This window comes from Natronococcus sp. JC468 (genome assembly GCF_012163165.1).
Lineage (GTDB): Archaea > Halobacteriota > Halobacteria > Halobacteriales > Natrialbaceae > Natronococcus > Natronococcus jeotgali.
Genome location: NZ_JAAVUO010000035.1, coordinates 1 through 21,892, shown reverse-complemented (window position 1 = coordinate 21,892; position 21,892 = coordinate 1). Strand labels below are relative to the sequence as shown.

At 62.4% G+C, this 21,892-nt stretch carries 18 protein-coding genes and 1 pseudogene; 11 read left to right on the top strand and 8 right to left on the bottom strand.

Annotated features, from left to right (window positions below; genetic code table 11):
* The first annotated feature begins 523 nt into the window (after window positions 1–523).
* A complete protein-coding gene (locus tag GWG54_RS16250; RefSeq protein ID WP_167938764.1) occupies window positions 524–844 on the top strand; it encodes a hypothetical protein in 321 nt (106 codons plus the stop codon).
* A gap of 42 nt (window positions 845–886) precedes the next feature.
* Here GWG54_RS16250 and GWG54_RS16245 read toward each other — a convergent pair whose 3' ends face one another.
* Together GWG54_RS16245 and GWG54_RS16240 are read right to left on the bottom strand one after the other, a co-directional pair.
* Window positions 887–1,687, bottom strand: coding sequence for a beta-ketoacyl-ACP reductase (locus GWG54_RS16245; protein WP_167938763.1), 801 nt, complete (start codon window positions 1,685–1,687; stop codon window positions 887–889).
* A 54-nt stretch (window positions 1,688–1,741) separates the two neighbouring features.
* Window positions 1,742–1,978, bottom strand: a complete 237-nt coding sequence (locus GWG54_RS16240; RefSeq protein WP_167938762.1) for a helix-turn-helix domain-containing protein — start codon at window positions 1,976–1,978, stop codon at window positions 1,742–1,744.
* 345 nt (window positions 1,979–2,323) lie between these two features.
* Between GWG54_RS16240 and GWG54_RS16235 the strand changes: the two genes are divergently transcribed.
* From GWG54_RS16235 to GWG54_RS16215, 5 genes are all read left to right on the top strand, one after another.
* The gene (locus GWG54_RS16235; protein WP_167938761.1) at window positions 2,324–2,710 is read left to right on the top strand and encodes a hypothetical protein; all 387 of its coding nucleotides are present in this window, start codon (window positions 2,324–2,326) and stop codon (window positions 2,708–2,710) included.
* Complete coding sequence (locus tag GWG54_RS16230; RefSeq protein WP_167938760.1) at window positions 2,707–3,936, top strand: endonuclease/exonuclease/phosphatase family protein; 1,230 nt, start codon at window positions 2,707–2,709, stop codon at window positions 3,934–3,936. Before GWG54_RS16235 ends, GWG54_RS16230 begins: the two co-directional genes overlap by 4 nt.
* Window positions 3,937–4,260: 324 nt before the next feature.
* Window positions 4,261–4,557 carry a hypothetical protein gene (locus GWG54_RS16225; RefSeq protein WP_167938759.1) on the top strand — a complete coding sequence of 99 codons (297 nt, stop codon included), beginning with the start codon at window positions 4,261–4,263 and terminating at the stop codon, window positions 4,555–4,557.
* A 6-nt stretch (window positions 4,558–4,563) separates the two neighbouring features.
* Window positions 4,564–4,866: a HalOD1 output domain-containing protein gene (locus GWG54_RS16220; RefSeq protein ID WP_167938758.1), complete on the top strand. Its 303-nt coding sequence runs from the start codon at window positions 4,564–4,566 to the stop codon at window positions 4,864–4,866.
* Between the two features lie 149 nt (window positions 4,867–5,015).
* The gene (locus GWG54_RS16215; RefSeq protein WP_167938757.1) at window positions 5,016–5,423 is read left to right on the top strand and encodes a transcriptional regulator; all 408 of its coding nucleotides are present in this window, start codon (window positions 5,016–5,018) and stop codon (window positions 5,421–5,423) included.
* 1,112 nt (window positions 5,424–6,535) lie between these two features.
* Here the strand turns inward: GWG54_RS16215 and GWG54_RS16210 are convergent.
* Together GWG54_RS16210 and aglM are read right to left on the bottom strand one after the other, a co-directional pair.
* Window positions 6,536–6,673: a hypothetical protein gene (locus GWG54_RS16210; protein WP_167938756.1), complete on the bottom strand. Its 138-nt coding sequence runs from the start codon at window positions 6,671–6,673 to the stop codon at window positions 6,536–6,538.
* An 8-nt stretch (window positions 6,674–6,681) separates the two neighbouring features.
* The gene (aglM, locus tag GWG54_RS16205) at window positions 6,682–7,968 is read right to left on the bottom strand and encodes a UDP-glucose 6-dehydrogenase AglM (protein WP_167938755.1); all 1,287 of its coding nucleotides are present in this window, start codon (window positions 7,966–7,968) and stop codon (window positions 6,682–6,684) included.
* Window positions 7,969–8,337: 369 nt separating this feature from the next.
* On the opposite strand from aglM, the pseudogene GWG54_RS21310 reads away from it, so the two are divergent.
* Window positions 8,338–8,631: pseudogene (locus tag GWG54_RS21310) on the top strand (MFS transporter); the annotation flags it as partial.
* 221 nt (window positions 8,632–8,852) lie between these two features.
* On the opposite strand, the gene GWG54_RS16195 reads toward GWG54_RS21310, so the two are convergent.
* The 3 genes from GWG54_RS16195 to GWG54_RS16185 all read right to left on the bottom strand — a co-directional run bounded on the left by GWG54_RS16195 (window position 8,853) and on the right by GWG54_RS16185 (window position 15,169).
* A complete protein-coding gene (locus GWG54_RS16195) occupies window positions 8,853–10,028 on the bottom strand; it encodes a Fic family protein (RefSeq protein WP_167938754.1) in 1,176 nt (391 codons plus the stop codon).
* A 174-nt stretch (window positions 10,029–10,202) separates the two neighbouring features.
* Window positions 10,203–12,839 (bottom strand): heavy metal translocating P-type ATPase, encoded by a 2,637-nt coding sequence (locus GWG54_RS16190; protein ID WP_167938753.1) that lies wholly within the window; start codon window positions 12,837–12,839, stop codon window positions 10,203–10,205.
* Between the two features lie 1,352 nt (window positions 12,840–14,191).
* Window positions 14,192–15,169, bottom strand: coding sequence for a hypothetical protein (locus GWG54_RS16185; protein WP_167938752.1), 978 nt, complete (start codon window positions 15,167–15,169; stop codon window positions 14,192–14,194).
* A gap of 659 nt (window positions 15,170–15,828) precedes the next feature.
* Between GWG54_RS16185 and GWG54_RS16180 the strand changes: the two genes are divergently transcribed.
* The 3 genes from GWG54_RS16180 (at window position 15,829) to GWG54_RS16170 (ending at window position 19,991) form a co-directional block, all read left to right on the top strand.
* Window positions 15,829–16,800 carry a PQQ-binding-like beta-propeller repeat protein gene (locus GWG54_RS16180; RefSeq protein WP_312854295.1) on the top strand — a complete coding sequence of 324 codons (972 nt, stop codon included), beginning with the start codon at window positions 15,829–15,831 and terminating at the stop codon, window positions 16,798–16,800.
* 238 nt (window positions 16,801–17,038) lie between these two features.
* Window positions 17,039–18,475, top strand: a complete 1,437-nt coding sequence (locus GWG54_RS16175; protein WP_245242844.1) for an O-antigen ligase — start codon at window positions 17,039–17,041, stop codon at window positions 18,473–18,475.
* Window positions 18,476–18,677: 202 nt separating this feature from the next.
* Window positions 18,678–19,991, top strand: a complete 1,314-nt coding sequence (locus GWG54_RS16170) for an acyl-CoA thioester hydrolase/BAAT C-terminal domain-containing protein (RefSeq protein WP_167938749.1) — start codon at window positions 18,678–18,680, stop codon at window positions 19,989–19,991.
* 60 nt (window positions 19,992–20,051) lie between these two features.
* Here the strand turns inward: GWG54_RS16170 and GWG54_RS20975 are convergent, their stop codons facing one another.
* A complete protein-coding gene (locus tag GWG54_RS20975; protein WP_167938748.1) occupies window positions 20,052–20,252 on the bottom strand; it encodes a hypothetical protein in 201 nt (66 codons plus the stop codon).
* Window positions 20,253–20,494: 242 nt separating this feature from the next.
* Between GWG54_RS20975 and GWG54_RS16160 the strand changes: the two genes are divergently transcribed.
* Window positions 20,495–21,763: a polysaccharide deacetylase family protein gene (locus GWG54_RS16160; protein WP_394352933.1), complete on the top strand. Its 1,269-nt coding sequence runs from the start codon at window positions 20,495–20,497 to the stop codon at window positions 21,761–21,763.
* The last annotated feature ends 129 nt before the right edge of the window (window positions 21,764–21,892 follow it).

Sequence of the window (21,892 nt, the reverse complement as noted above, 5' to 3'; positions counted from 1 at the left end):
ACACTAAGCTACCATTTTCTATATACGGTGAAATCAGATTTCGGTGAAATACACAGAAGGGGTCAAAAGGCGACATTTACGGCGATTTAGTCGAGATCCTGTCCACTGGCCGAGAAGTCTGTGTTTCGGTGCTGGTTTGTTTCTAGCATCGATTGTAAAGCCCTAAAATACGCGATGCCGTCCGTTATATCCCTCGAGTCGGCGATCGACGGCGAATTGAGTATATTGTGTAATAGATTCAATATCATGTCGTGATTTACCCTATGATATCCGATGTATCGTTCGATCTCGAACGAAGCGACTACGGCGCGGAACGCACGTACCGCTCGCCGACGACAAACGCGTCGGCAACGATTCTCCCGAGATCGGCGGTTTGCGATCGCTGATGCCCTCGAACTGCGAGTCGAACGCGAAACGTCCGTCCCGGAGCACCGACTATCCCACTGCGAACTGAACAATTCGCAAGATAGCGCCCATGTGTTTTGGGGCGGGTCTTATCCCTCCTGTGTTCCGAGGTCGACGTATGGACACCCACGAGGCGTTCGCCGTCCTGTCCGACTCCGACCGCCAGCACGTCCTCGAAGAACTGCTCGAGACCGAGGGTCGCACCACGGTGGGCGTCCTGGCCGATCAGCTCGCCGCACGTCGGAAAAACCGCGCCGACGAACTGGACCGGGAGCACGCGGAGGTGCGCCTGGTCCACAACCACCTTCCGCGCCTGGCCGATCACGGCGTGATCGAGTACGACCGCGAGAGCGGTGAGGTGGTACTCGTCGACGCATCCGACCTCGAGCCGTACCTGACCGACCCGGTTCGAAAGCGCCGGATCCCGATCGACGAGTAGTCGGCGAGGGAGACGAACACTACCGACGGACCGTCCCCGCGGTCAGAGGTCGATGCCGCCGTTGACGTCGATGACCTCGCCCGTCACGTAGCCCGATTCCTCGCCGGCGAGATAGCGGACGAGACCCGCGATCTCCTCGACGTCGGCGAACCGCTCGAGCGGGATCTCCCCGCGCAACTGGTCTTGGACCTCGTCCGGGATCGCCTCGACCATCTCGGTGCGGGTGAACCCGGGGGCGATGCAGTTGGCGGTCGTCCCCGTTCCCGCCAGCTCGAGCGCGAGCGAGCGCGTGAAGCCGAACAGCCCGCTTTTGGCCGCCGCGTAGTTGGCCTGTCCGACATTGCCCTGCTTCCCGATCACGCTCGAGAGCGTGATGATGCGGCCGTGGTCGGCCGCCTCGAGGTCGTCGTAAAACGCCTTGGTGCAGTTGAACGTCCCGTGCAGGGAGACGTCGACGACGCGGTGCCAGTCCTCCGGGGTCATGTTCGCGAACGTGCGATCGGCCGTGATCCCGGCGTTGTTGACGAGGACGTCGATCGAACCGAGCGAGTCCGCGACGGCCTCGCGCATCGCCTCGATCTCGGATCGATCCGTGACGTCGGCTCGGACCGGGTGGCCCGTTCCCGCGGTGTCGGCCTCGGTGATCGCGTCGGCGACCTCGTGGGCCCGCTCCTCGGAGGACCGGTAGTTGACGACGACGGTCGCGCCGTACCGACCGAGTTCGCGGGCGATCCCGCGGCCGATCCCCCGCGAGGCCCCGGTGACCAGACACGTCCGTCCGGCGAGGGGCTGGCGCGGCGGCCGTTCCAGCCCCGCCGGCGGCTCGGCGAGCTCCGCCGTCATCGGTTCCCCTCCGGTCGCGTTCGGTCGAACCGCGGGGCGTCGGCGAACGGGGCGTTACTGGATCGCATATCCACCCTCCGCTCGAGCGACGAGGTCCTGTCGGACGAGCGACCTGAGAATCGGTAGCAGCGTCAGCTTCGACAGCCCCAGCAGCCGCTGGAGCTCGGTCGCGGTCGCCGTCCCTCGCATCGACAGGGCGAGGTAGACGAGCTTTGTTCGGGGCGAGTCGAGGTCGGGTAGCGCCTCCTCTCGGTTCGGTGCTACCATCTCCTGGGTACTCGTGGACATCATCACCATCGATGACGGCCACAGGCCAATTAATAAAGCTAGCTGAGAGGTGTCCGCACGTCACGTGGGATCGATTGTCTCGAGTCGATCCGTCCGTTCCCGCTCGAGGCACGGTCGCCGACGGCGGGTCGACCCGAAGCGCGGTCCGCACCGAGGAGCGCGATCCCGCAGCGGTCGACCGAACGTCCCGACCCGGTCCGGGAACGGGCCGTCCACGCCCCGCGGTCCGTTCAGGGACTCGTACGGTTCGAATTAGTCCGTACCACTATCGTACTTATATGTTATGGGAGTGATCAAAACGCGCGCCTCGGGGGAACGCCTATCCGGGATTCTCGACCACGCTTTCCCATGTCGACCGAACCACGGGCGCGGGCGCGCGCCGCCGACGGGTTCGACGGGCGGGCGGCCGTCCGCGTTCCCCGACAGGAGACGAGGGGGGCGGTGCGCCGCCTCGAGATCGACGAAGCGACGTACGCCGACGACGGGTTCGTCGTCGCCGCGTACGACGCCGGGATGGACCGCATCAGCGCGAGCGAGCCCCTCGCCGCGGGCGAGACGTTCGAGGGGACGCTCGCGCTCGAGCGCCCCTTGACCGACACCCAGACCGTGACCGTCGTCCTCCACCACGACGAGGGCGGCGAACCGGGCGAGCGAGCGACGGTCGACGACGTCGTCGTCCTCGACAACGCTACGGTCGGACGCCGCGAGTTCGACCTCGAGGGGGCGCGTCGATGACCGCGGAACGACGCCTCCGATCCCCGCGGCGGCGCGAGGTACTGAAACTCGGCGGTGCAGCGTTTCTGACCGCCGGCGCCGCCGGAACGGCGCAGGGCGCTCGGGGCGAACGGTGCCCGGCCGAGGACGGCCTCGTCTTCGCGGAGTACAACGTCGAGGGGCTCACCACGGAGCGAGCCTTCGGCGGGGACGACGAACGGCTACAGGCGGCGGCCGAGGTCGTACAGCGCGCTCCCGAGCCGGACGTGCTGACGATCTGCGAGATCGACAACAACTTCCAGTCGGGCGAGCGCTCGCACACCCACACCGGCGAGGCCTTCCTCCGGAACTACCTGAACGTCCCCCAGGGCGACGGGCTCGAGGGCGTCGACTACGATTACTTCTACGCCCCCGAGAGCAACACGGGCGTTCCCAGCGGCATCGACGCGTTCAAGGACGGCCACGCGCTCGAACCCGGAGACGACGCCTACGGCGAGGACGCGTGGGGCTTCGGCCAGTACCCCGGACAGTACGCACTCGGGATCTACAGCAAGTACCCGATCGACGTCGAGAGCGTCCGCACGATGCGGCGCCTCCGCTGGCGGGACGTCCCGGGGAACAGGATCCCGACGACCGACGTCATCGAGTCGGAACTCGACGCGGACGAGGAGCCGATGGGGTGGCTGACCGAGGCCGAGACGCGACGCTTCCGGGTCTCCTCGAAGACCCACGCCGACGTCCCGATCCGGATCGGCGACGAGACCGTCCACGCCGTCATCGCCCACCCCACGCCGCCGGCGTTCGACGGACCCGAGAACTTCAACGGCCGTCGCAACCACGGCGAGAACAAGCTGCTTGGCGACTACGTCCGGGGCGCGGACTACGTCTACGACGACGACGGCTGCGTGGGCGGGCTCGAGCCCGACGAGGCGTTCGTCGTCATGGGCGATCTGAACGCCGAGCCCGGCCAGGGGAACAACTTCGACGCCGTCGGCGAACACGTTATCGACAACCCGCGGATCAACGCCGAGGGGACGCCGACCAGTCCGGGCGGCCGAGCCGCGGGCGACGAGCGCTGGACGGCCGCGTGGGAGCGACGGGCCGACTACGTCCTCCCGTCCGAGGAGTTCGACGTCCTCGACTCCGCGGTCTACTGGCCCGATCCGGACGCGGAACCGGACCTGCACGCGACCGCCACCGCCGCGTCCGACCACTTCATGGTCTGGAGCGAGGTCGCGCTGCGCTGATCGCCCGTCGACGCTCGCGGTTTCGCGCACGCGTCTGTGGTGAGGCTGTCCCGCCTCGGTAGTCGCCCGTTGCACTCGTCCGTCCGCGGTAACGAGTGAATACGGCCACGGTAGCGACAGTGTACCACGCCCGCGGGCGCGGTAGCGAGGGGTTACCACCCCGTCCCGGGCGGGCTTCGATCGGTACCGCTCGGGAGAGTGAGTTATGTATCTGAACGTCCGGATCAAAATACATCGAATTCGTTCGTAGATCCATGTAATTCGCCCCAATACACCGTTACTCGGACAGAAAGTACTAAGTTCTCCTGGGCGACTGTCAGACGTATGGCACGCGACGCCGCGAACCTGAACGGAGACGCCCCGAACGGTCACGCCGCCCTCCCCAACCGTGTGACGGTCGTCGGACACGGCGGCCCAGCGAGTTTCGAAATCACCGTCGACGGGACGATCGAAGCCGCCGACGGCGACGGAACGGCCGTCGTCTCGGAGCACGCCGCCGAAGGAGCGATCGAAACCGGCGTTACCCGGTTCCGCTTCTCCGGCGACCTGGCTAACGCACACGTCCTCGATCGAACCGAGCCGCAGTCGCCGACGATCCACGTCGAGTACGGCTCCAGCTAACCCACCATGGCCCTTACTGACGACGATTCCACCGAGACCGGAGCGCCCAGTATCGAACGCCCGTACGATCCCGACACCGCGCCGACCGTCGCCGTCCTCGAGGCGATCGCCGCCCTCGAGGGGACCGACGCGACCGCGCTCGACGACGAGGTCGGGCTCGTCCTCTACGACCACCTCGACCCGCAGGCGCTCGACGCGCTGTTTACCAGCGGGTCGACGGCCGCGAGCGTATCGGTCGCGCTCGAGGCGGACGAAACCTACGCCGTGACGATCGCGTCCGACCGCGTGGCCGTCGCGCGACGCGAGTAGCTCTCCTCGTCGGTCCCGCGTCGATCCGTCCTCGAGTCGCATCACCGGCGATCGACCGAGCCCGCCGCGCCCTCGAGAGCGCGTCGACCGCGTCTGCTCGAGGGGGGCGACCACAAACGGTATCCCGTTCGTTCGCGATCCGTGATACTATGGTCAAGTCGACGGTCCGGTTCCCCGAGGAGGTGCTCGAGATCGTCCAGGGGCACATCGACGACGGCGCGTTCGCGAACCGATCGGAGTTCCAGCGCTTCGCCGTGGAGTTCCTGCTCTCCGAGCTCGAAGCGGAGTACGAGCCGCTGCTCGAGGAGTTCGACGAGATTCGGCAGGAGGCCCTCGAGGGGGGCTCCCCCGAGGCGGCCGAGTACATCTCCGAGGCCGACTCCTCGGAGTTCCTGCGAACCGCGGGTCGCGTCCGACAGTGCGCGGTCCGAGGCGACCTCGAGACGGCCCGCGAGCTGATCGACACGCGGTACCCGCCCTCGAGTCCGAAGGCGATGCTGCTGGACCTGATCGTCGAGGGCGCGACACCGCGGCGATCCCGCCGGCTCGAAGAGTAGCCACGACGGTCGGCGCCTCGGGAGTACGCGTTGCAGGTTCTCGAGACGACGCTACGGGACGGGTGATCGGAGCGTTTCTCGAGTGCGATCGATCGCTCGAGAAGGGGTTTCAGTCGGCGCTGTGAAGCGGTACGGAGCCGCAGTTCGGGCAGCCGTTGTGCTTGGTCGTCTTGTAGTCGAGTTCGGAGCCACACGTCACGCAGTTGTAGCAGCTGTCTGTCATTGGTCGGACTCAGGCCGGGGATTCCTATATGCGTTGTGTGGGTTGGGTCTGCATAGCCTGACGGAACGCGGCGATAGCGCCGAAGCGGGACGGCGTCCGTCCCCGGATCGGGTACATGTTCGTCCGGGCGGACGGCGGAACCGACTCCGGCTCCGGCAGTCGTCGCACTCGAGTCGCGGCGGGACCGTTTTCCGGCGCGGTACGCTCCGTGCGCTCCGAACCTTCCGACGAGTACTGGAGGGGGTGTCCGCCCGCCTCGAGATTCGCTGGTATCGAAACGACGACTTCGGCGTCCACTACCGGGAGGAGCGACGGGACGGGGCGTCGCCGTGTCGGTGGGTTCGTCGTCCCAACGCGCACAGCTCGCGGGAGCGCGTTTATCCGCCCTCGGACGCGGTCTCATACTTCGGACACGATCTCGTACGGCTGCGGGGGACAGTGGCCGACCATCGCGACGCGTGCCGTCTCGTCCTCAATGCGATCGAGGACCGTCTCGAGACGCCGCGGGAGTAGTCGGCGGACGACGCTCTCCCGTCTCGAAGACGTCCGAACGCGCGTCGATTCCCGCGAACGAATCAGTGTGAGAGCAACGGCGAGAACGAACCGACGCGAGAGGACGGACGGGCTCGAACGGTATCGCGTCGTAGACTCTCACAATCTTTGACGAGGTGGGTAGGTCTTAGTGAGAGCGTCGAGACTACCCGAGCGGGCGACCCGGTCCCGGCGAGCGGGAGCAGCCGAAACGTGTCATAGATCACCGTTGCCGACTGCGTTCGTTTCGCCGTCGCTTCTGGGTTGCCCTCCGTTCGGCGAGCGCCGCGTGTCGCAGGGTCGGAATCGGACGCGGGTTCGGTATCGTCACCGCCCCAGTGGCGACCGTCTCGATCCGTCAGTCCCCGCGCCGTCCGTCGGTGGCACCGCGGTCGACGAGCCGAGTGGGACGTTCCGTACCGATGCTCCGCCACGGACGGCGCTTCGTCTCGAGACGGGACGTCGCGTCCTCGTCAACCGCGACTGCCGTTGCCATAGACGCGACTACCAGGTGAGTCCCTCGTAGGCGAGGCCGTCGCGTCGCTCGACGATCCGTCGACCGTCAACGACGACGGGGTCGGCCATCGCGTCGAACTCCTCGTCGAGGGCGGCGAACTCGTCCCAGTCGGTGACGACGACGGCGCCGTCGGCACCCTCGAGCGCGCTTGCGGCGGAGTCGGCGTACTCGATCTCGGGGAACCGCTCGCGCATGTTCTCGGCGGCGACGGGATCGTAGGCGACGACCTCCGCGCCGCGGTTCCGGAGCGTCTCGATCGTGGGGATCGCCCGCGAGTTTCGAATATCGTCCGTCTGCGGTTTGAATGCGAGTCCGAGGACGGCGATGCGCGCGTCGGCGGGGTCGACGTGGTCCTCGAGCAACTCGAGCAGGCGTTCGGGCTGGCGGTCGTTGATCTCGACGGCGGCCTCGAGGAGCGCGGGATCGTAGTCCTCGTCCCGGGCGGCGGCGACGATCGCGTCGACGTCCTTGGGGAAACAGGAGCCGCCCCAGCCGACGCCGCTGCGGAGGAACTGCTCGGAGATGCGGTCGTCCAGGCCGACGGCCGCCATCACCTCGTAGGCGTCCAGGCCGAACTCCTTGCAGACGTTCCCGATATCGTTGACCAGGCTGATCTTCGAGGCGAGGAAGGCGTTGTTCGCGTACTTGATCATCGAGGCCGTCGCGGGATCGGTCTCGACGACGTCGGCGTCGTGTTCGTCCAGTAGCGGGTCGAAGACCGCGTGGAGCTGGTCGGTCGCCCACTCGGAGTTCGTTCCGAAGACGACTTTGTCCGGGGTGAGGAAGTCGTCGACGGCGCTGCCTTCCCGGAGGAACTCGGGGTTCATGCCGACCTCGACGTTAGGGTTGTCGTTCGATCCTCGGTTGACGGCGGGCTCGAGGACCTCTCCGATGCTCGTCGGGGTGACGGTACTCTTGATAACGACGAGGTGTCGGTCGGCCTTGTCGGCGAGGGCTTCGCCCGCGGCTTCGGCGGCCGCCTCGAGCGCGGTGAGGTCGATGCTGCCGTCCTCGTTCGAGGGCGTTCCGATCGCGAGGAACGTAACGTCGGATTCGGAAACCGCGTCGTAGGACGTGGTGGCCTCGAGTCGGTCGCCGGCGTGGGTCGCGAGGAGCTCCTCGAGGCCGGGTTCGTCGATCGGGGCTCGTCCCTCGTTGAGCGCGTCGACGACGTCCTCGTCGATGTCGATCGCGGTGACCTCGTGGCCGAGGTCGGCGAAGCAGGCCGTGACGGTGGTTCCGACGTAGCCGCTGCCGATGACGGAGATGTGCATGGAGTGATTGCTCGTGCGAATCTGTAAGAGCGTTCTGGTACCGGGTTGCTCGAGAGGAGCACCTGTCGTGGCTCGAGGGGGCGTCTCGAGGGCGCGGGGCGTTCTCGAGGAACACCTGATAGCGACCCGGTTGTTGCTGGATCGTTGGTGGAGAGTGGATTTCGTGTGCTCTCTATTCGGGTGCTTCTTATGAACGTGGAATAAATCCGTCACGGAGGCCCAGAGCGGGTTCACGACCCCTGAGTCTCTAATGGAGTCGATCGTCGTGCTGAAACTGCTCGTGATCGGACACTGGGCGATCTTTTCGTCGTTCTTCCTGAGCGCCGTAAATCAAGAGTGGTCGTCTGACCCTGTAGAATGCCTTTCTTTTTCCTATTCGGTATCGGACAGGGCTTCGCAGAACCGATCACCGATACAGCACTGAACACACTCACGCCCGATGCATTCCGTGGCGGGATTATGAGTATCCGAACGAGTGTGCTTCAGTTCGGAACGACTCTCGGTCCGCCAGTGTTCGTTGCTGTCGCCTCGATCGTCTGCTATACCAATACGCTCCTCATTGCCGGCATCGCTGCCCTCGCCCTCGGTGTCTCTGCATTCGGTCTTCTCACGCTTTCAAAGATTGCGCAATCGACTCAATCCCGAAGCGTCACAAACAAGTAATCGTAGAGTGTCATCGTAGCTCTCGGCGACTGGGACTGGTTGCGATAGTCAGAGCGTCTGTGCCTCTCTCGATAGCGGGAATGAGAGCTGATACTCGACGGCACGTCCGATGATTCTGCCTCCTATGTCCTATCGTGTATCGTATAGTGGCTTCTACGCATATCTGTTGGGATATGATTCACTCCCGATCCAGGTTCGTGCTCTGCTCTCCGTCCACCGCATCAATACGTCCGTGGTGGCCGCTCGAGAATCTCAAAAATCTCCCGTGCTCGATATTCTCGGTTCCGTTCCTTTCCAGTCGTTTCTTCGAGTACTCCTTCTTCTACCAGTTGGTCGATTGCTCGATACGCCGTTGGACTCGTTACCTCGAGTAACTCTTCAGCAATAGTAGCGGTAAGATATGGCTGCTCAAAGAGTTTGCACGCGAGCTCTGCATAGGCAGCAGCGGTGTTGCCGTACGTCGCTTCATATTCCTGCTGCAACGTATGAAGCTCTTGAGACCGGAGTAACGATTCCTCCGCTTGGTGGCGGATACCCGTCACAAAGAACTCGACCCATCCTGTCCACTCACCGTACTTCCGGACGGTATTCAGACGATCGACATACGTCTCTTTGTAGCGATTGAAGTACTCGCTCAAGTAGAGCGTTGGTTGCTCGAGGTAGCCTTGGTCATATAGTTGTAATGTGATGAGGAGACGCCCAAGCCGACCGTTCCCGTCCCCGTATGGATGAATCGTTTCGAACTGATAGTGTGTGAGTGCAATATCGATGAGCGGGTGGTAGCTACCCCCGGTTCGGATGTATGTCATCAGCGCGTCCATCAGACCGTCAACGGCGCTTGGAGCGGGAGGGACGAATTCACCCAAGTGGTTCGGAACGGTCTTGAATTCCCCAATGGTGTCCGTTTCTCGGCGGTCTTCAGGCACGTCGGTCAGGAGCGTCTTCTGGAGAGTATGCAGAAGATCGATCGAGATCCCATTACCGTGATCGAGTGCATTGATTCCGCTTTCGAGAGCACGCTCGTAGTTGAGGACTCCTTGGACGTCTTTCGTTTCGTCTATGGATGTCGCTTGCTCATCAATTGTCTTGGAGTGCCTCAGTGACTGAGTCTCGAAACTATAGAGCGCGTTGTAATCGATGTCTGCGCCCTCGATTTCGGATGACTCCATTGCTTCTTTCCGAAGCAACGACGTGTACAACACGGGTGCGAAATCAGTGGTCTGACTGAATCCGCTGAGTTTTCCGAGCCAAAACGTTGCCTCCGAAAGCATCTCGTAGAATTCTTTCTCGAATTGTAACTCGTTATCTGGTGGAAGAGGATCCGGATGATAATATGGATGCCGATCATATGGAACAAGGCGCCCGGGGGCATCGTCAGGTAACTCTTGAAGGGGCATTTGTGACTACAACGGTATCGAACCCCTTATTAGTTAAATTTTGCTTATTAAATGTAATCTAGGTTCTGTGGAGAAGGCATTGTTCTTAATTTGGGTTCAGGGTGTATCATAGATCAGGGCAAAGTCGATAGCGCGATTACCGTGGAACCTCACGACTTCAGTCGTGGGAGGATGTCAGTGTGCTGGCTGCTCGGCATCGAGTAGTGCATGTGGTTTGATTCGGGACAATCGCATCGCGTTCCCGGTGACGGCCGTCGTCATTCCGGCGTCGCCGGCGAGGACGGCCAGCCAGATGGGAACATATCCAAACGGGACTGCAACTGCCAGACCGGCTTTGATAGCGAGACTAGCCCAGATGTTCTGCCGGATGACGCCGTTTGCATCGTTTGCGAGTTCGTAGAGGTAGGGGAGCTTCGCAAGGTCATCGCCCATCAAGGCGATGTCTGCGGTCTCCAAGGCGGTGTCCGTCCCAGCTGCACCCATGGCGACGCCGACTGTGGCGGTGGCCAGCGCCGGTGCATCGTTGATACCATCACCGACCATTGCAACCCCGTCGTACGCTTCGACGAGGTCCTCGATCGCAGTAACCTTCTCCTCTGGGAGGAGTTCCGCCCTATACTCGTCAACGCCAACCTGCTCGGCAATAGCGCGAGCGGTTCGCCCGTTATCGCCCGTCAGCAGTACTGTTCGGGAGACACCAAGTTGTTCGAGTCGCGCGATCGTTCGCTTCGCTTCCGGTCTGAGTTCATCGGCCACGGCGATGATGCCCTCGAGTTCGTTTTCAGTTCCGACGAGGACGACGGTCTTGCCCTCAGCCTGGAGTTCGGGGACAGTCTCTTCGAGGAGATCGAGACAGTTGTTTCGGTCGCACATCTGGCGGGCAGTCTGTGTAACGATACCTCCGTCGGTCGTCGCATGAACGTGGTTCAGGTCGAACCCCTGTTCCTCGAAGAGTCCTGGCTTCCCAGCGAAATGTGGGGTTCCGTCAAGGTCAGCACGCACGCCTTTCCCGGTGATACTTTCGAACTCGTCGACCTCACGCTCTGGGACACCAGCTTCGCCCGCTTCCGCGACGATCGCCTCGCCGATGGGATGTTCACTCCGCTGTTCGAGGCCGCGTGCACACCGGAGAACGGCTTCCTTTGAGTTCCCGTTCAATGGAACGACATCGGTGACGGTGAGTTCCCCCTTCGTGAGCGTTCCTGTCTTGTCAAAGGCGACGACGTCGACCGCGCCCATCGCTTCGAGGTGAGTACCGCCCTTGATCAGGACGCCATTTTTGGCGGCGCTCGTAATTCCAGACACCACCGAAACGGGCGTCGAGATGACGAATGCGCAGGGACAGGCCAACACCAGCAGCGTCAGCCCGTAGACGACAGCCGTGGACCAGGTCGTGCCGAGGATAGACGGGCTTCCCACCGTCGTCAGGATGGCGAAGGCAACGACGACTGGCGTGTAGTACGTCGAGAAGCGCTCAACGAACTGCTCACGTTCGGTTTTGTTCGACTGGGCGTCTTCGACCATCTCCACGATGCGGGAGAGCGTGTTATCACCGGCTTCGGAGGTGACCTCCACCTCGAGATACCCTTCTTCGTTGATCGTGCCGGCGTACACTTCGTCGCCCGTCGTCTTGTCGATGGGGACGCTTTCGCCCGTGATGGGCGCCTGATTGACGGCGCTTTCACCGTCGATAACGGCCCCGTCCATCGGAACTTTCTCCCCTGGTTTGACAACGACGACGTCACCCACGGCGACCTCGTCGACGGGAATCGTCTCCGTGCTCTGATCACGCTTGACGGTCGCTTCGTCCGGTGAGAGATCCATCAGCTCTCGGAGCGAGTTCCGGGCGCGATCCATTGAGTGTCGCTCCAGCAGTTCAGCGACGCTGAACAGGAACGCAAGCGTGGCAGCCTCGAAGTAGAGTGCCTCACCGAAGACGAGACTCGCAACGAGCGCCCCGAGAATAGCCACAGACATCAGAAAGTCGATATCGAGGTTCAGATTCCGCGCCGAATAGTAGCCGTTACGAAGGATCTCCTGGCCGCCGGTGGCCACTGCAACCAGAAACAGGACGTCTGCGATGAGTAGCTCCGTCCCAAGAAGACCTGCAATCTGTATATTCTGGCCAGTCAGGAAGAACTCGAAGAGTAAGCCGAGGGCGACGAATCCACCGCTCACCCACGTCTTGCGTGCTCGCGAACTCGTCCAGATGCGCTCGCGCTCTTCGGCCGGTTCCTGACGTCCGGATTCGTCGCCTGCCGTGTCCGTGACCTCGTACCCAGCGCTTTCGATAGCGTCGATGACGTCGGCTTCTCCAGCTCTCGACGAATCGTACGTGACGACGACGGTTCCGGTCGTCGGCTGCGTTTCGTACGTTGTGACTCCACTGGTCCGGTCGAGAGCGTTCTCGATCTTGCCCGCGCACGAGGGGCAATCCATTTCTGGGACCGTAAATTTCGAAGTCAGTTCGCCGGTGTTCTCCACGGTGTATCCAGCCTTTTCAACACGGTCAGCTATCGCGGTGGCACTCGTTTGCCCGCGGTCGTAGGAGACTGTCAGCGTCCCCGTCGTCACTCGTGGCTCGACGCTCTCGATTCCGTCCAGCTTTTCGACGCTATTTTCGACCTTTCCTGCACAGGATGAGCAGTCTATCTCGGGGACCGAAAACCGTGCAACGTCCTCTTGGTCCCTCGGTGATGTACTGTCACTGTCTTGTCCTGCGTGCCGAGTGGGCTCGAGAGTAGAATGATTGTGGGTATAATCCGGTGGTTCACCACTGCTATCGTGGGATCTCTCGTCAGGGGAGGTCATTACTCGTCGCTAGCTACTACAGGCTTATTAAATCAGCTGCTACAAACCCCCCTTATTCCGATAAGGTATAATAAAAAATTCGGGCCGAGTTATTAATCGGGATTGCTCGAGACTCGCTATGAAAGCAACACCGAGAACGCAAGGTCCGGTGGTTCGACTGTCGTCCGTCGTGGTGAGTCTGCTGGTATCCGTATTCCGTGCGAAAGTTCACGACTTCAGTCGTTGGAGGAGGTCTCACCTGCAGAAAATGGCTGGTAAATCCATTTCCGATCCGAAATGAGCGACGTGTTCGAGAAGTGAGTGGGTCCAGTGTGTTTGCGATAGGCCGTTCGGAGCGTTTCTCCAAGAGAGGCACTGAGGCGACTGTCGGTCCGATAACGAACCCACGAGGCAAACTGTGGGACAGCCTCGTCGAGGGGAAGCCTCGAGGTGATGTCTGTGACCGGAAACCGCTCGAGAAACGCCTGGCCAGCATCCCGTTCTCGCCTCATGTGCATCCGTTGCTCCCTCGAGGGAGTTCCGACGAGTTCGAGCCGTCGATTCGTCCTCGAGTCGTCGCTCAGCTCCGGTGACAGCTGGCGTCCTCGGTCGGATCGGGAGGGAACGTCTCGAGCGGTGACCGACGACGACCGATCGAGGACGGTCCCACGGCTACTCGTCCCTGCGTACGGGGCGGGTGCGTCGCGGTGGTGGTGGGTTGGGAGCAGGTGCGTGCTCGCTCGAGCGTGTGCGTCGGGGGTGGGTCTAGTTCCTGCCGTGGACGTCGGCCGTCTCCGGGGCGGCGGTACTCTCGTCTGCAGGTTGACTCGATAGTGACATGATGTAGATGTTGATTCGGCTGACTCCAGTTCTCGACGATCTTGGTGACTTCTTCATCACGACTTCGACCCGGTAATCCGTTCTCATATATACACACGTAGTTCCGCTGGAGCAGCCACAATGAGCGGCTCTTCGCGGCGGAAAGGACGCTTGTAGTGTTTGCCGGTCTGCGGGGGACAACGCTCGAGACGCGAGAGACGCGACTCTCCCACAGTCTTCAACGAGAAGCTGCCCAGTAAACTACCCCCACTCCCTCGGCACAGACGCGTCGGTCTTTGGAGGTGGCGTGGGACCGTCGGTCCCACGGATCAGGCGAACGGGCAGGCCCGTTCGAAGATGGGGGATTGGTCCGTTCAGTTGCAGTGTCGAACTCAAGCTTGGCGTTCCCGATCGACTGCGCTTTCGAGCGCCGTATCGATCCGGACCTGGCGCTCCGTCTTCGGGCCAACTGACTCGAGACCTCCTTCCTCCGAACGCTCGACGCTCGAGCGACGCCGAGACACACAGCCTGTGGTCGCTGTCGGAGCGACGAACTACCTACGGCCGGGAATCTCGAGGACGGCACTCAGTCGCTGGAAGAGTCCATCCGTCTGCGGGCGCACCTCGTCGACGGTCTCGTACTCCGCCTCGAGCGTGCCCTGGTCCGTAAGGGCGAGTACCGTCAGGTCGATCTCCGTCGCTCGCGTCGCGACAGCCGCTTCAACGGCTCCGGAGGTCGTGATCACGACCGGATGGGCATCGGCTGCCCCCGCGAACGCACAGAAGGGATCGACGGTTTCGAGAGCCGGTGTGTCATGGATCGCGACGACCCGTCGTTCGCCCATCAGGCTGTCTTCGGCCAGGACGTGCACCGATCGAGTGGCGCCGTCTTCGGGAGCCACCGTCGTATCGACCGTGGTCTCGAGACGGCGCTCCTCGAAGAGCTCGACGATCTGTTGTCGAGCCTGTTTCTGCCGGTCGAGCCACTGTTTGCCGTCGTGGGTAAGCCGGTATCGGTACAGGACGTTTTCGGTTGCCTCTCGGGGGGGCATCCTGGCTGTACACTCCCGACACCACAGCCGGTCAGCCGGGGTCTGAAACTGTTCCGAACACTCCTTGCAGACGTACCGACGCTTCTTTTCGATATCGACGGACGTGAGCTCGTCGTTACAGTCGGGACAGCGGTAGCCGGTATCGGTCTCGAACTCCGCTTCCTGGCCGGTATACCCACAGGCGTGTTCTACCAGCGTCGTCTCGACTGCATGCGGATCGTGGCAGGCCGGACAGACCGTCGTATACTGCACCCCTTCGGTCGTACACTCCGGACAGCTGTAGACCTTTGAGATGAACTCGTCTGCCAGCACGCCGCGGGTCGCAAACCGCTCGAGTACCGTGACCGGGGCATCGTCGGTGTCGTCGAGATACTGGCCCGCGGTCGAATAGCTCACCGCACCGCTGTCGGCGATCTCTGGCTCGAACGTATCAGCGTTAATTAACCTCTCGAGGAGACGGAGTTCTCCTGGTGAAACCATTGATCTCTCTGTATCTCTCTTGGATTGCCGTATATTTTTCCTCTTCGATTATGGAACTCAACTGACGCCGTCGGTGGCTCGCGACTGTCCTCGTGTGCTCGAGGAGACGGCGGTCTGTTGCTAGTCCGTTGTGAACCGAACGGCGTTCGCACGGTCGACAGAATCCGGCTTACAGCCCCCTCTTCGTCTTCCAGCGGTGCGCCGCTCTCGCCTCGCTGTTGTGCACACCGGGCCCGTGTGGAGGGGTGCTCCCATCGTGTCGCGTTCTCCTTGAGGGGTTCTTCTGGCTCGATAGCGTTCTAAATAATGATAGGGACTAGAGATCAGTTTTATCGACCTTCTAGACACAACTATTATATAACTGTTGGATAAACAGGTGAGTAGTAGGTGTCAAAACGTACATGGCAGACTGGCAACGTCGATCGGTACTCGCGACGGGAGCAACACTTTCGGCCGGTGGGATTCTCGCTTCGATTGGGAGTGGAGCTGCGTCATCTCAGGACGACGACGACTCGTTCGAGGGACCGAGTGGGTGGTCCTCGTATGGGGCGAACACAGGGAACAGTCGATACGTTCCGACGGAGAACGGGTTTTCGAGTCCGGATCGTATCGACTGGCAGTACGAGGAGTCCGGCTCTCTCGTCGCGACCAGTGAGATGGTGTTCCTCCGGACAGGGGAGGGGGTACATGCACTCGATGCGGAGTCGGGAACCTGTGCGTGGACGTGTGAGAAGGTTCACGCGACGGGGACGCCGGCGGTCGGGAACGGCACCGTCTACGTTGTCGGGAGCCAGCTGACGGCGATCGACGCCGAGAGCGGGGAGGTGCAGTGGAGCGAACAGTTCGGGGACGAGGCCTCGACGTCCGAGCCAGTTGCGGCGTTCGGTTCCGTCTACGTCACCGTTGACGGGGCGCTTTATGCGTTTGCGGAAGCCGATGGATCGCTCCAGTGGAAGTGTGAGTCCGTCGGTGTCACGCCGAAGCAGGGTGGAGCGGACGAGATCCGCTATGTGTTCAGTACACGAGCCAGTGCGGTCGTTGCGGTCGACAACACGGTGTGGGCGTTGCTCGATGGGCGAGCGAGCGAGGGATCGGTCGATGCGGATGCGGTCGTCGCATTTGACCCACAAGCGGGGACGACCCGACGGGCGGATCAACTCAACGACGGTGATTTCGCCGCTGGTCTCGCTGCGACTGACGAGGCACTGTTCGTCGAAAACTCCGGCGAAGAAGGGGTCACCGGTCTCGAGAACGGCACGGACTGTCAGCGCTTCGTCTCGGACGCGTTGACGACGGCAGCTGTCGGATCTCTCTCTGTCACTCGGGGTCGGTACGAACTGAAGATGACCGGTCCCGAGTCGAGTTGGTGTAAGACCGGCGCCCACTCGTACGGCCCGCCGGCGATCATTGATGGGACCGTCGTCGTCGCCCACAGCAACCCCGGGTCGTCGGATCCGGACAAGATCGTCGGGTACTGCCTCGAGGATGGCTGTGAGGAGTGGTGTTTCACGTTCGATGACACCCAGTGGAACGACGGGTTCAACGAGGAGTGTATCGTCACCGAGGACGCCGTCTACGTCAGCCGGGATGAGGGGCTGACGGCGCTGTGCCCGCACGGCAAGCACTCCTAGCGAGCAGCTACAGGATGGGCTCGAGCAGAACTCGGAGTGTCTCGACACACCCACCCGAGAGCCGCCCCGGATCGGAGCCGTCCCACTGGCTCTGCCGGCTGCCGGATGCCAACGCAGTGGGCCGTCGATACCGCCGTCGGAGTACCGTGATGGCCCCGATTGCGCGCTCTGCTCGTTCGGGCGGGGCTCGACTCCCAGCTGCAGTGACTAGTTATACAAGTACTTATTCAGTATGAGTATGAAGAGTATCATACAGAACCCAGGGGCAGTTCGCACGTTCGAGTGGAGCGGTGCCCGGGTTGCAGACGGCGCAACCTATGGCCTCTTCGGGCTGTACCTGGTTCTCGTCGTCGTCGAGTACATCACCGAGTCGGTACTGGCATGGCATCTTGCGTCGTTTGCGGTCCTTCTCGGCACCGTCCAGGGGCTCTTGCTTGCTCTCCGGTACTATCAGACGGCAGAACACCTCCAGGCCGCGCTGCTATCGGTGGCTGGGTTCGCACTTGCGGTGTTCGCTGTCGTGTATCAGAGCAGTTCACCCGGGCTTGGGCTGGGACCGAGTCGGGTCCTGGCACTCGCCGTCGTCTTCGTGCTTTTCGTGTCGTTTTTCCTGGTTGTGGCCGATGCCAGACGGTATACGCTGACGCAGTGGCTCGCAGTCGGCTGTTTTCTGGTCCTCACCGCGCTGTATTTCGTGCACACGCTCGAGTACGTTCCCTCGAGTTCGCAGTCACGGTGGCCGGTCTGGGCGGCGCTGGTCATGGGGACAAACCTGTTCGTTGTCCCGCGACTCGTTCCGGAGCGGGTCTTTCTCCAGTTTCTGTCGTGGGGGGCCGCACTCAGCGTCCTCCTCGGATTACTCACCTACCTGACGGGGGAGTACAGCTTCTGGTTCGTCGAGGTCCGCCAGTGGTCGAGTGCGCCGCCGCTGCCCGGTGTTGAGACGGCCCTTCGGTCGGTGTTTCCGAACCCGAACTCCTTTGGGCTCCTCTCGTTTGCCGGGTTCGTTGCCGCGGGTGTCACGTTCCACCAGTCCGTCGTCGCCCGCCGCCCGCTTGTGGCGTCGCAGGCAGCCGCGATCAGTGGCCTCTGTGGGCTCGGTGTCGTGCTCTCGAACGCCCGCGCGGCGATGCTCGCCGCGGCGGTGGTTGTGGTGGTCTACGCGGGGTATGTCTTCGGCGGTCGGCTGGTCGGTTCTGTGGGACTCGGGCTGACCTTTTGTGGCGTGGGTATCGCGCTTGTCGCGATGTACGTTGGCCTCCTCGAGATCTCGGCATCGAGTCGGTTCGAGCTCTGGGCGGCGAGTCTCCACGCGATCTGGGACGGGCCGTTGCTGTTCGGTCACGGTAGTGGCCCGCCGAGTGTCGTTCTCGACTCCTATCTCGCCGGCGATGGGGCTCCCTCGCCGCACAACTCCTATCTCTCAGTGGTTCTTCAGACGGGTCTCATCGGCGGACTCGCCTATCTCGGGCTCACGGGCGGGAGCATCGTCGTCGGGCTGCTCAGGTACAACGAGGCCACCGTCGCGATGCTTGCGTTCGTGAGCGGCTGGGCGGTCCACCAGCTGTTCGAGTCCTACACGATGTTCCACTGGTCGCTGGGATCAGTGCTGGTCTCTCTGTGTGTCGGCTATCTCCTCTTCCGTGAGGCGTCTCCGTCGGCTCGAGTCGGATAAGCTTCTTCTCCGACTGTAGTTGTGAGTTCTCTGGCTGCTCCTCTCGCGGTGATGTGTGCTGGCGTCTCGATTTCATCAGCATCTTTGTTCAAAGAATTCTTATACTACTCTTTCGCAATTACAGCTAACGCACAGTACGTATCATTCAGCTACCCATGGCACACCGACGACTATTCGAGGGTGAATGAGCTCTCAGCGTGCAATGTCACGACGGCAGCTGCTGGCATCCCTGAGTGGGACTGCCGGGATGATGCTGCCAGGGTGTAGTCTGCCCGCTAAGGAGGCCTCCGCATCGTTTACTCATCCACAGACGCTCCGCATCGACGAACCGTTTGACCTTACCGTAGACGGTGTGCCGTCGAACACGGAACTCGAGATCGTCCTCGAGGGCGCACTCGCGAACGGCGAGACGCTCCGTGCTGGCGTGACCGTCGAGTCGGAGACGGACTCGGTGGCCCTGAACGATGCCCGCATCATCGACGGTGACCTGCCGGCGGACCTCGACGTCCCGACCGCTGTCGCGTTGATTCAATTCGCGGATATCTCGTGGGAGGAGTACATCGGAACCGGCGCTGTGCCGTCCGATACGGAATGGCCGCCGGATCACACGCTGACGTACCGCATCGAGACCGAGGAGCGGACGATCGGTGAGCTCCGCCTCTCGCGGTGGCATCCGTTCACCAGCGTTGGTGAGGCTGGGAGTGAGTTCGTCGGGCACGTCTTCGAACCGCCGTCGGGACAGTCCGGGCCCGGTATCCTTGTCCTCCACGGCGCGGGCGGCAAGCCCCAGTGGCACGTCGCGGCGATGCTCGCCCAGCACGGCTTCACGGCGTTTGCGCTCCAGTATGTTAGTGGGCCTGGGCTGCCGGACTCCCCGGTTGAGGTCCCCCTCGAGTACGTCACGAGCGCAGTTGACTGGCTCCGTGATCACGAACGGGTGACGAGTGAGCGGATCGGCATGTGGGGGATCGGCAGGGGCGGCGAGCTCGGATTGCTCGTTGGCAGCCGGCACGACGCGGTCGGCCCAGTCGTGTCGATCAACGGCAGTGGGCTCCTCTGGGAGGGGGGTGTGGTACGGGGACCGCCGTCGGGGACGCCTGCCTGGGGTCTCGCGGACGATGCGCGGTCGTCTCTGTCGGTCGCGGAGGCCGGGCAGGGGACGGATCGTCTCGAGCGCTACACCGACGCGATCGCGGCTGCTGGCGCGCTCGAGCTCGAGACCGCGACGATTCCCGTCGAGGAGATCAACGGCCCGGTGTTGCTGGTGACCGGCGACGATGACCGGGTGTGGCCCAGTGCCCGCCTCCACGAGCTCGCGCGCGAGCGCCTCGACGCACGCAACCATCCCTCGTTCGAGCACGTGCGATACGCCGCTGCTGGCCGCCACATTCCCCAGCCGTACCTCCCGGTACGGAGGTCGGCTGGATCGACGTCCGGGGGAACGCTCGCTGGGAACGCCGAGGCTGCACACGCACACTGGCCGCGTGTCCTTGGCACGTTCTCGGAACTCCAATAGTCGGCTTTCATCTCTCGAGTGCGCAACACCCGATCCGGCGACGTCTCGCAGGCAGTCTGCTCACGCCTGGTTCATGCGCTGGCGTTCTTGTGTCCCACACTGTTGACACTCGCTGAGGCGATACGGTTCTCGAGAGAACGCCCTGTTCGTCCCGCGCTCGCTCTCTGGCCGGATCTGAATAGAGACGCGGTGTTGTGTGTCCAAGTCACACTGGGTGCAGTATTCCCGTACCCTGTCGAATCGGTCCTCCGGTGTTACCATCACCAATGGCTTGTATCAACGGTTATAAGAATATTTCTTTAGAGACCACTGAGTAAAATTGAACCTCTCTTTTATGAACTAGACGGGGGACTCGATACTGCCCGTGAAATTTATTCATTCTGAATCCAAAACATTAAAATAACCCGTCATCTAATCACGCGATAATGGTAAAACGCACAAGCGGCCGGCGGAAGGTTCTCGCAGCGTCTGGAACGACAGTGTTCGCGGGGCTAGCCGGTTGTTTGGAGCAGGTCGATTCTGCGCTTTCGGGCAACGGGAACGATTCCGCGTCCAACGGTGATGACGGGGCTACCAATACCTCCGATACGGACACGGACTCCGACGACGTCGACGCACCCGAGCTCGCGGTCGAAACGGAGTACAACAGCCGCGAGGAGTTCGGCCAGCCGGGCGATCAGCTCAACGACTTCGAGAGCCTCGACGAGTGGGAGCTGGTGCAGGGAAGCGGTGAGGCGGATACGGAGGTCGCCTTCGACGGGAGTCAGAGTCTCCGCCTGACCGCCCAAGACGAAGGAAACGCCGTCGTCGCAACGGAGTTCGAGTCGACGGATATGAGCGACCTCGACGTCTCGATGGCTGTACGAACGACAACGCCCACCGACATCGCCCTCGAGATCCAGCTGCGGGACATCTATGGTGGCCACGCGAGCTACTCGCTGCGGGAGATAACGTACGGGACGGACAACGTCGGCTGGTTTCGGACCTGTCCCGGCTTCTTCAGTCAGAGCACGACGCCGGTCGAGCAGGACGCGATCGAGGAGCTCCGGATCATCGTCCACAACACCGGGGCCGAGGCCGAGGTCTGGGTTGACGACCTGCGAACCCACGAGAAACCCGATCAGGGATACGTTATCCTCAACTGGGACGATGGATACCAGGACTTCTACGACCCGGCCGGTCCGCTCCACGACGACCACAATATCACCGCAGTGATGTCCGTCGTCCGCCAGTGGGTCCGCGGACAGCGCGAGGGGATCATGACGATCGACCAGCTCCAGGAGCGCCAGGACGCCGGCGATCAGATCGTCGCCCATGGGAGCCACACGCAGCTGACGGAACTCAGCGACTCGGAGCTCGAGGACACGCTGAACACGGACAAGAACTGGGCGGTCAACGCCGAACTCGAGGGCGGGAACTACCTTGTCTTCCCGCACAACGACTTCGACGCTCGCGTCCTCGAGATCGCCACGAACTACTACTACGCGGGCGGGTTCAACCAGTCGGGGAGTCCGAACCTGACCGGCGTTCACGGGTTCGATCCGATGGTGTTGCCCCGAACGATCGGCTACGATCTCGACACCGCGAAGACCTGCGTCGATATCGCGGCCCAACACCGCCAGTGTACGATCCTGAACTTCCACCAGTTCGAGCTGGACAACACGATGGGCGTGGACGACTACCGGGAACTGCTCCAGTACATCGCCGACACCGACGGGGTCGAGACCATCGACTTCGACGATCTCTGGACGATGCGACGGGCAGGCCACTAGACGGCCGTTCTCGAGATCGCCGGGAGGCACTGATGATATAGAATCCGGGTAGCTAAGTGTGAACTACCCCACCCTACTCGCTCACGGCTGACGCCGTTCGCTCCTTGAGGGTAGGGCTTCCTGCTTCCA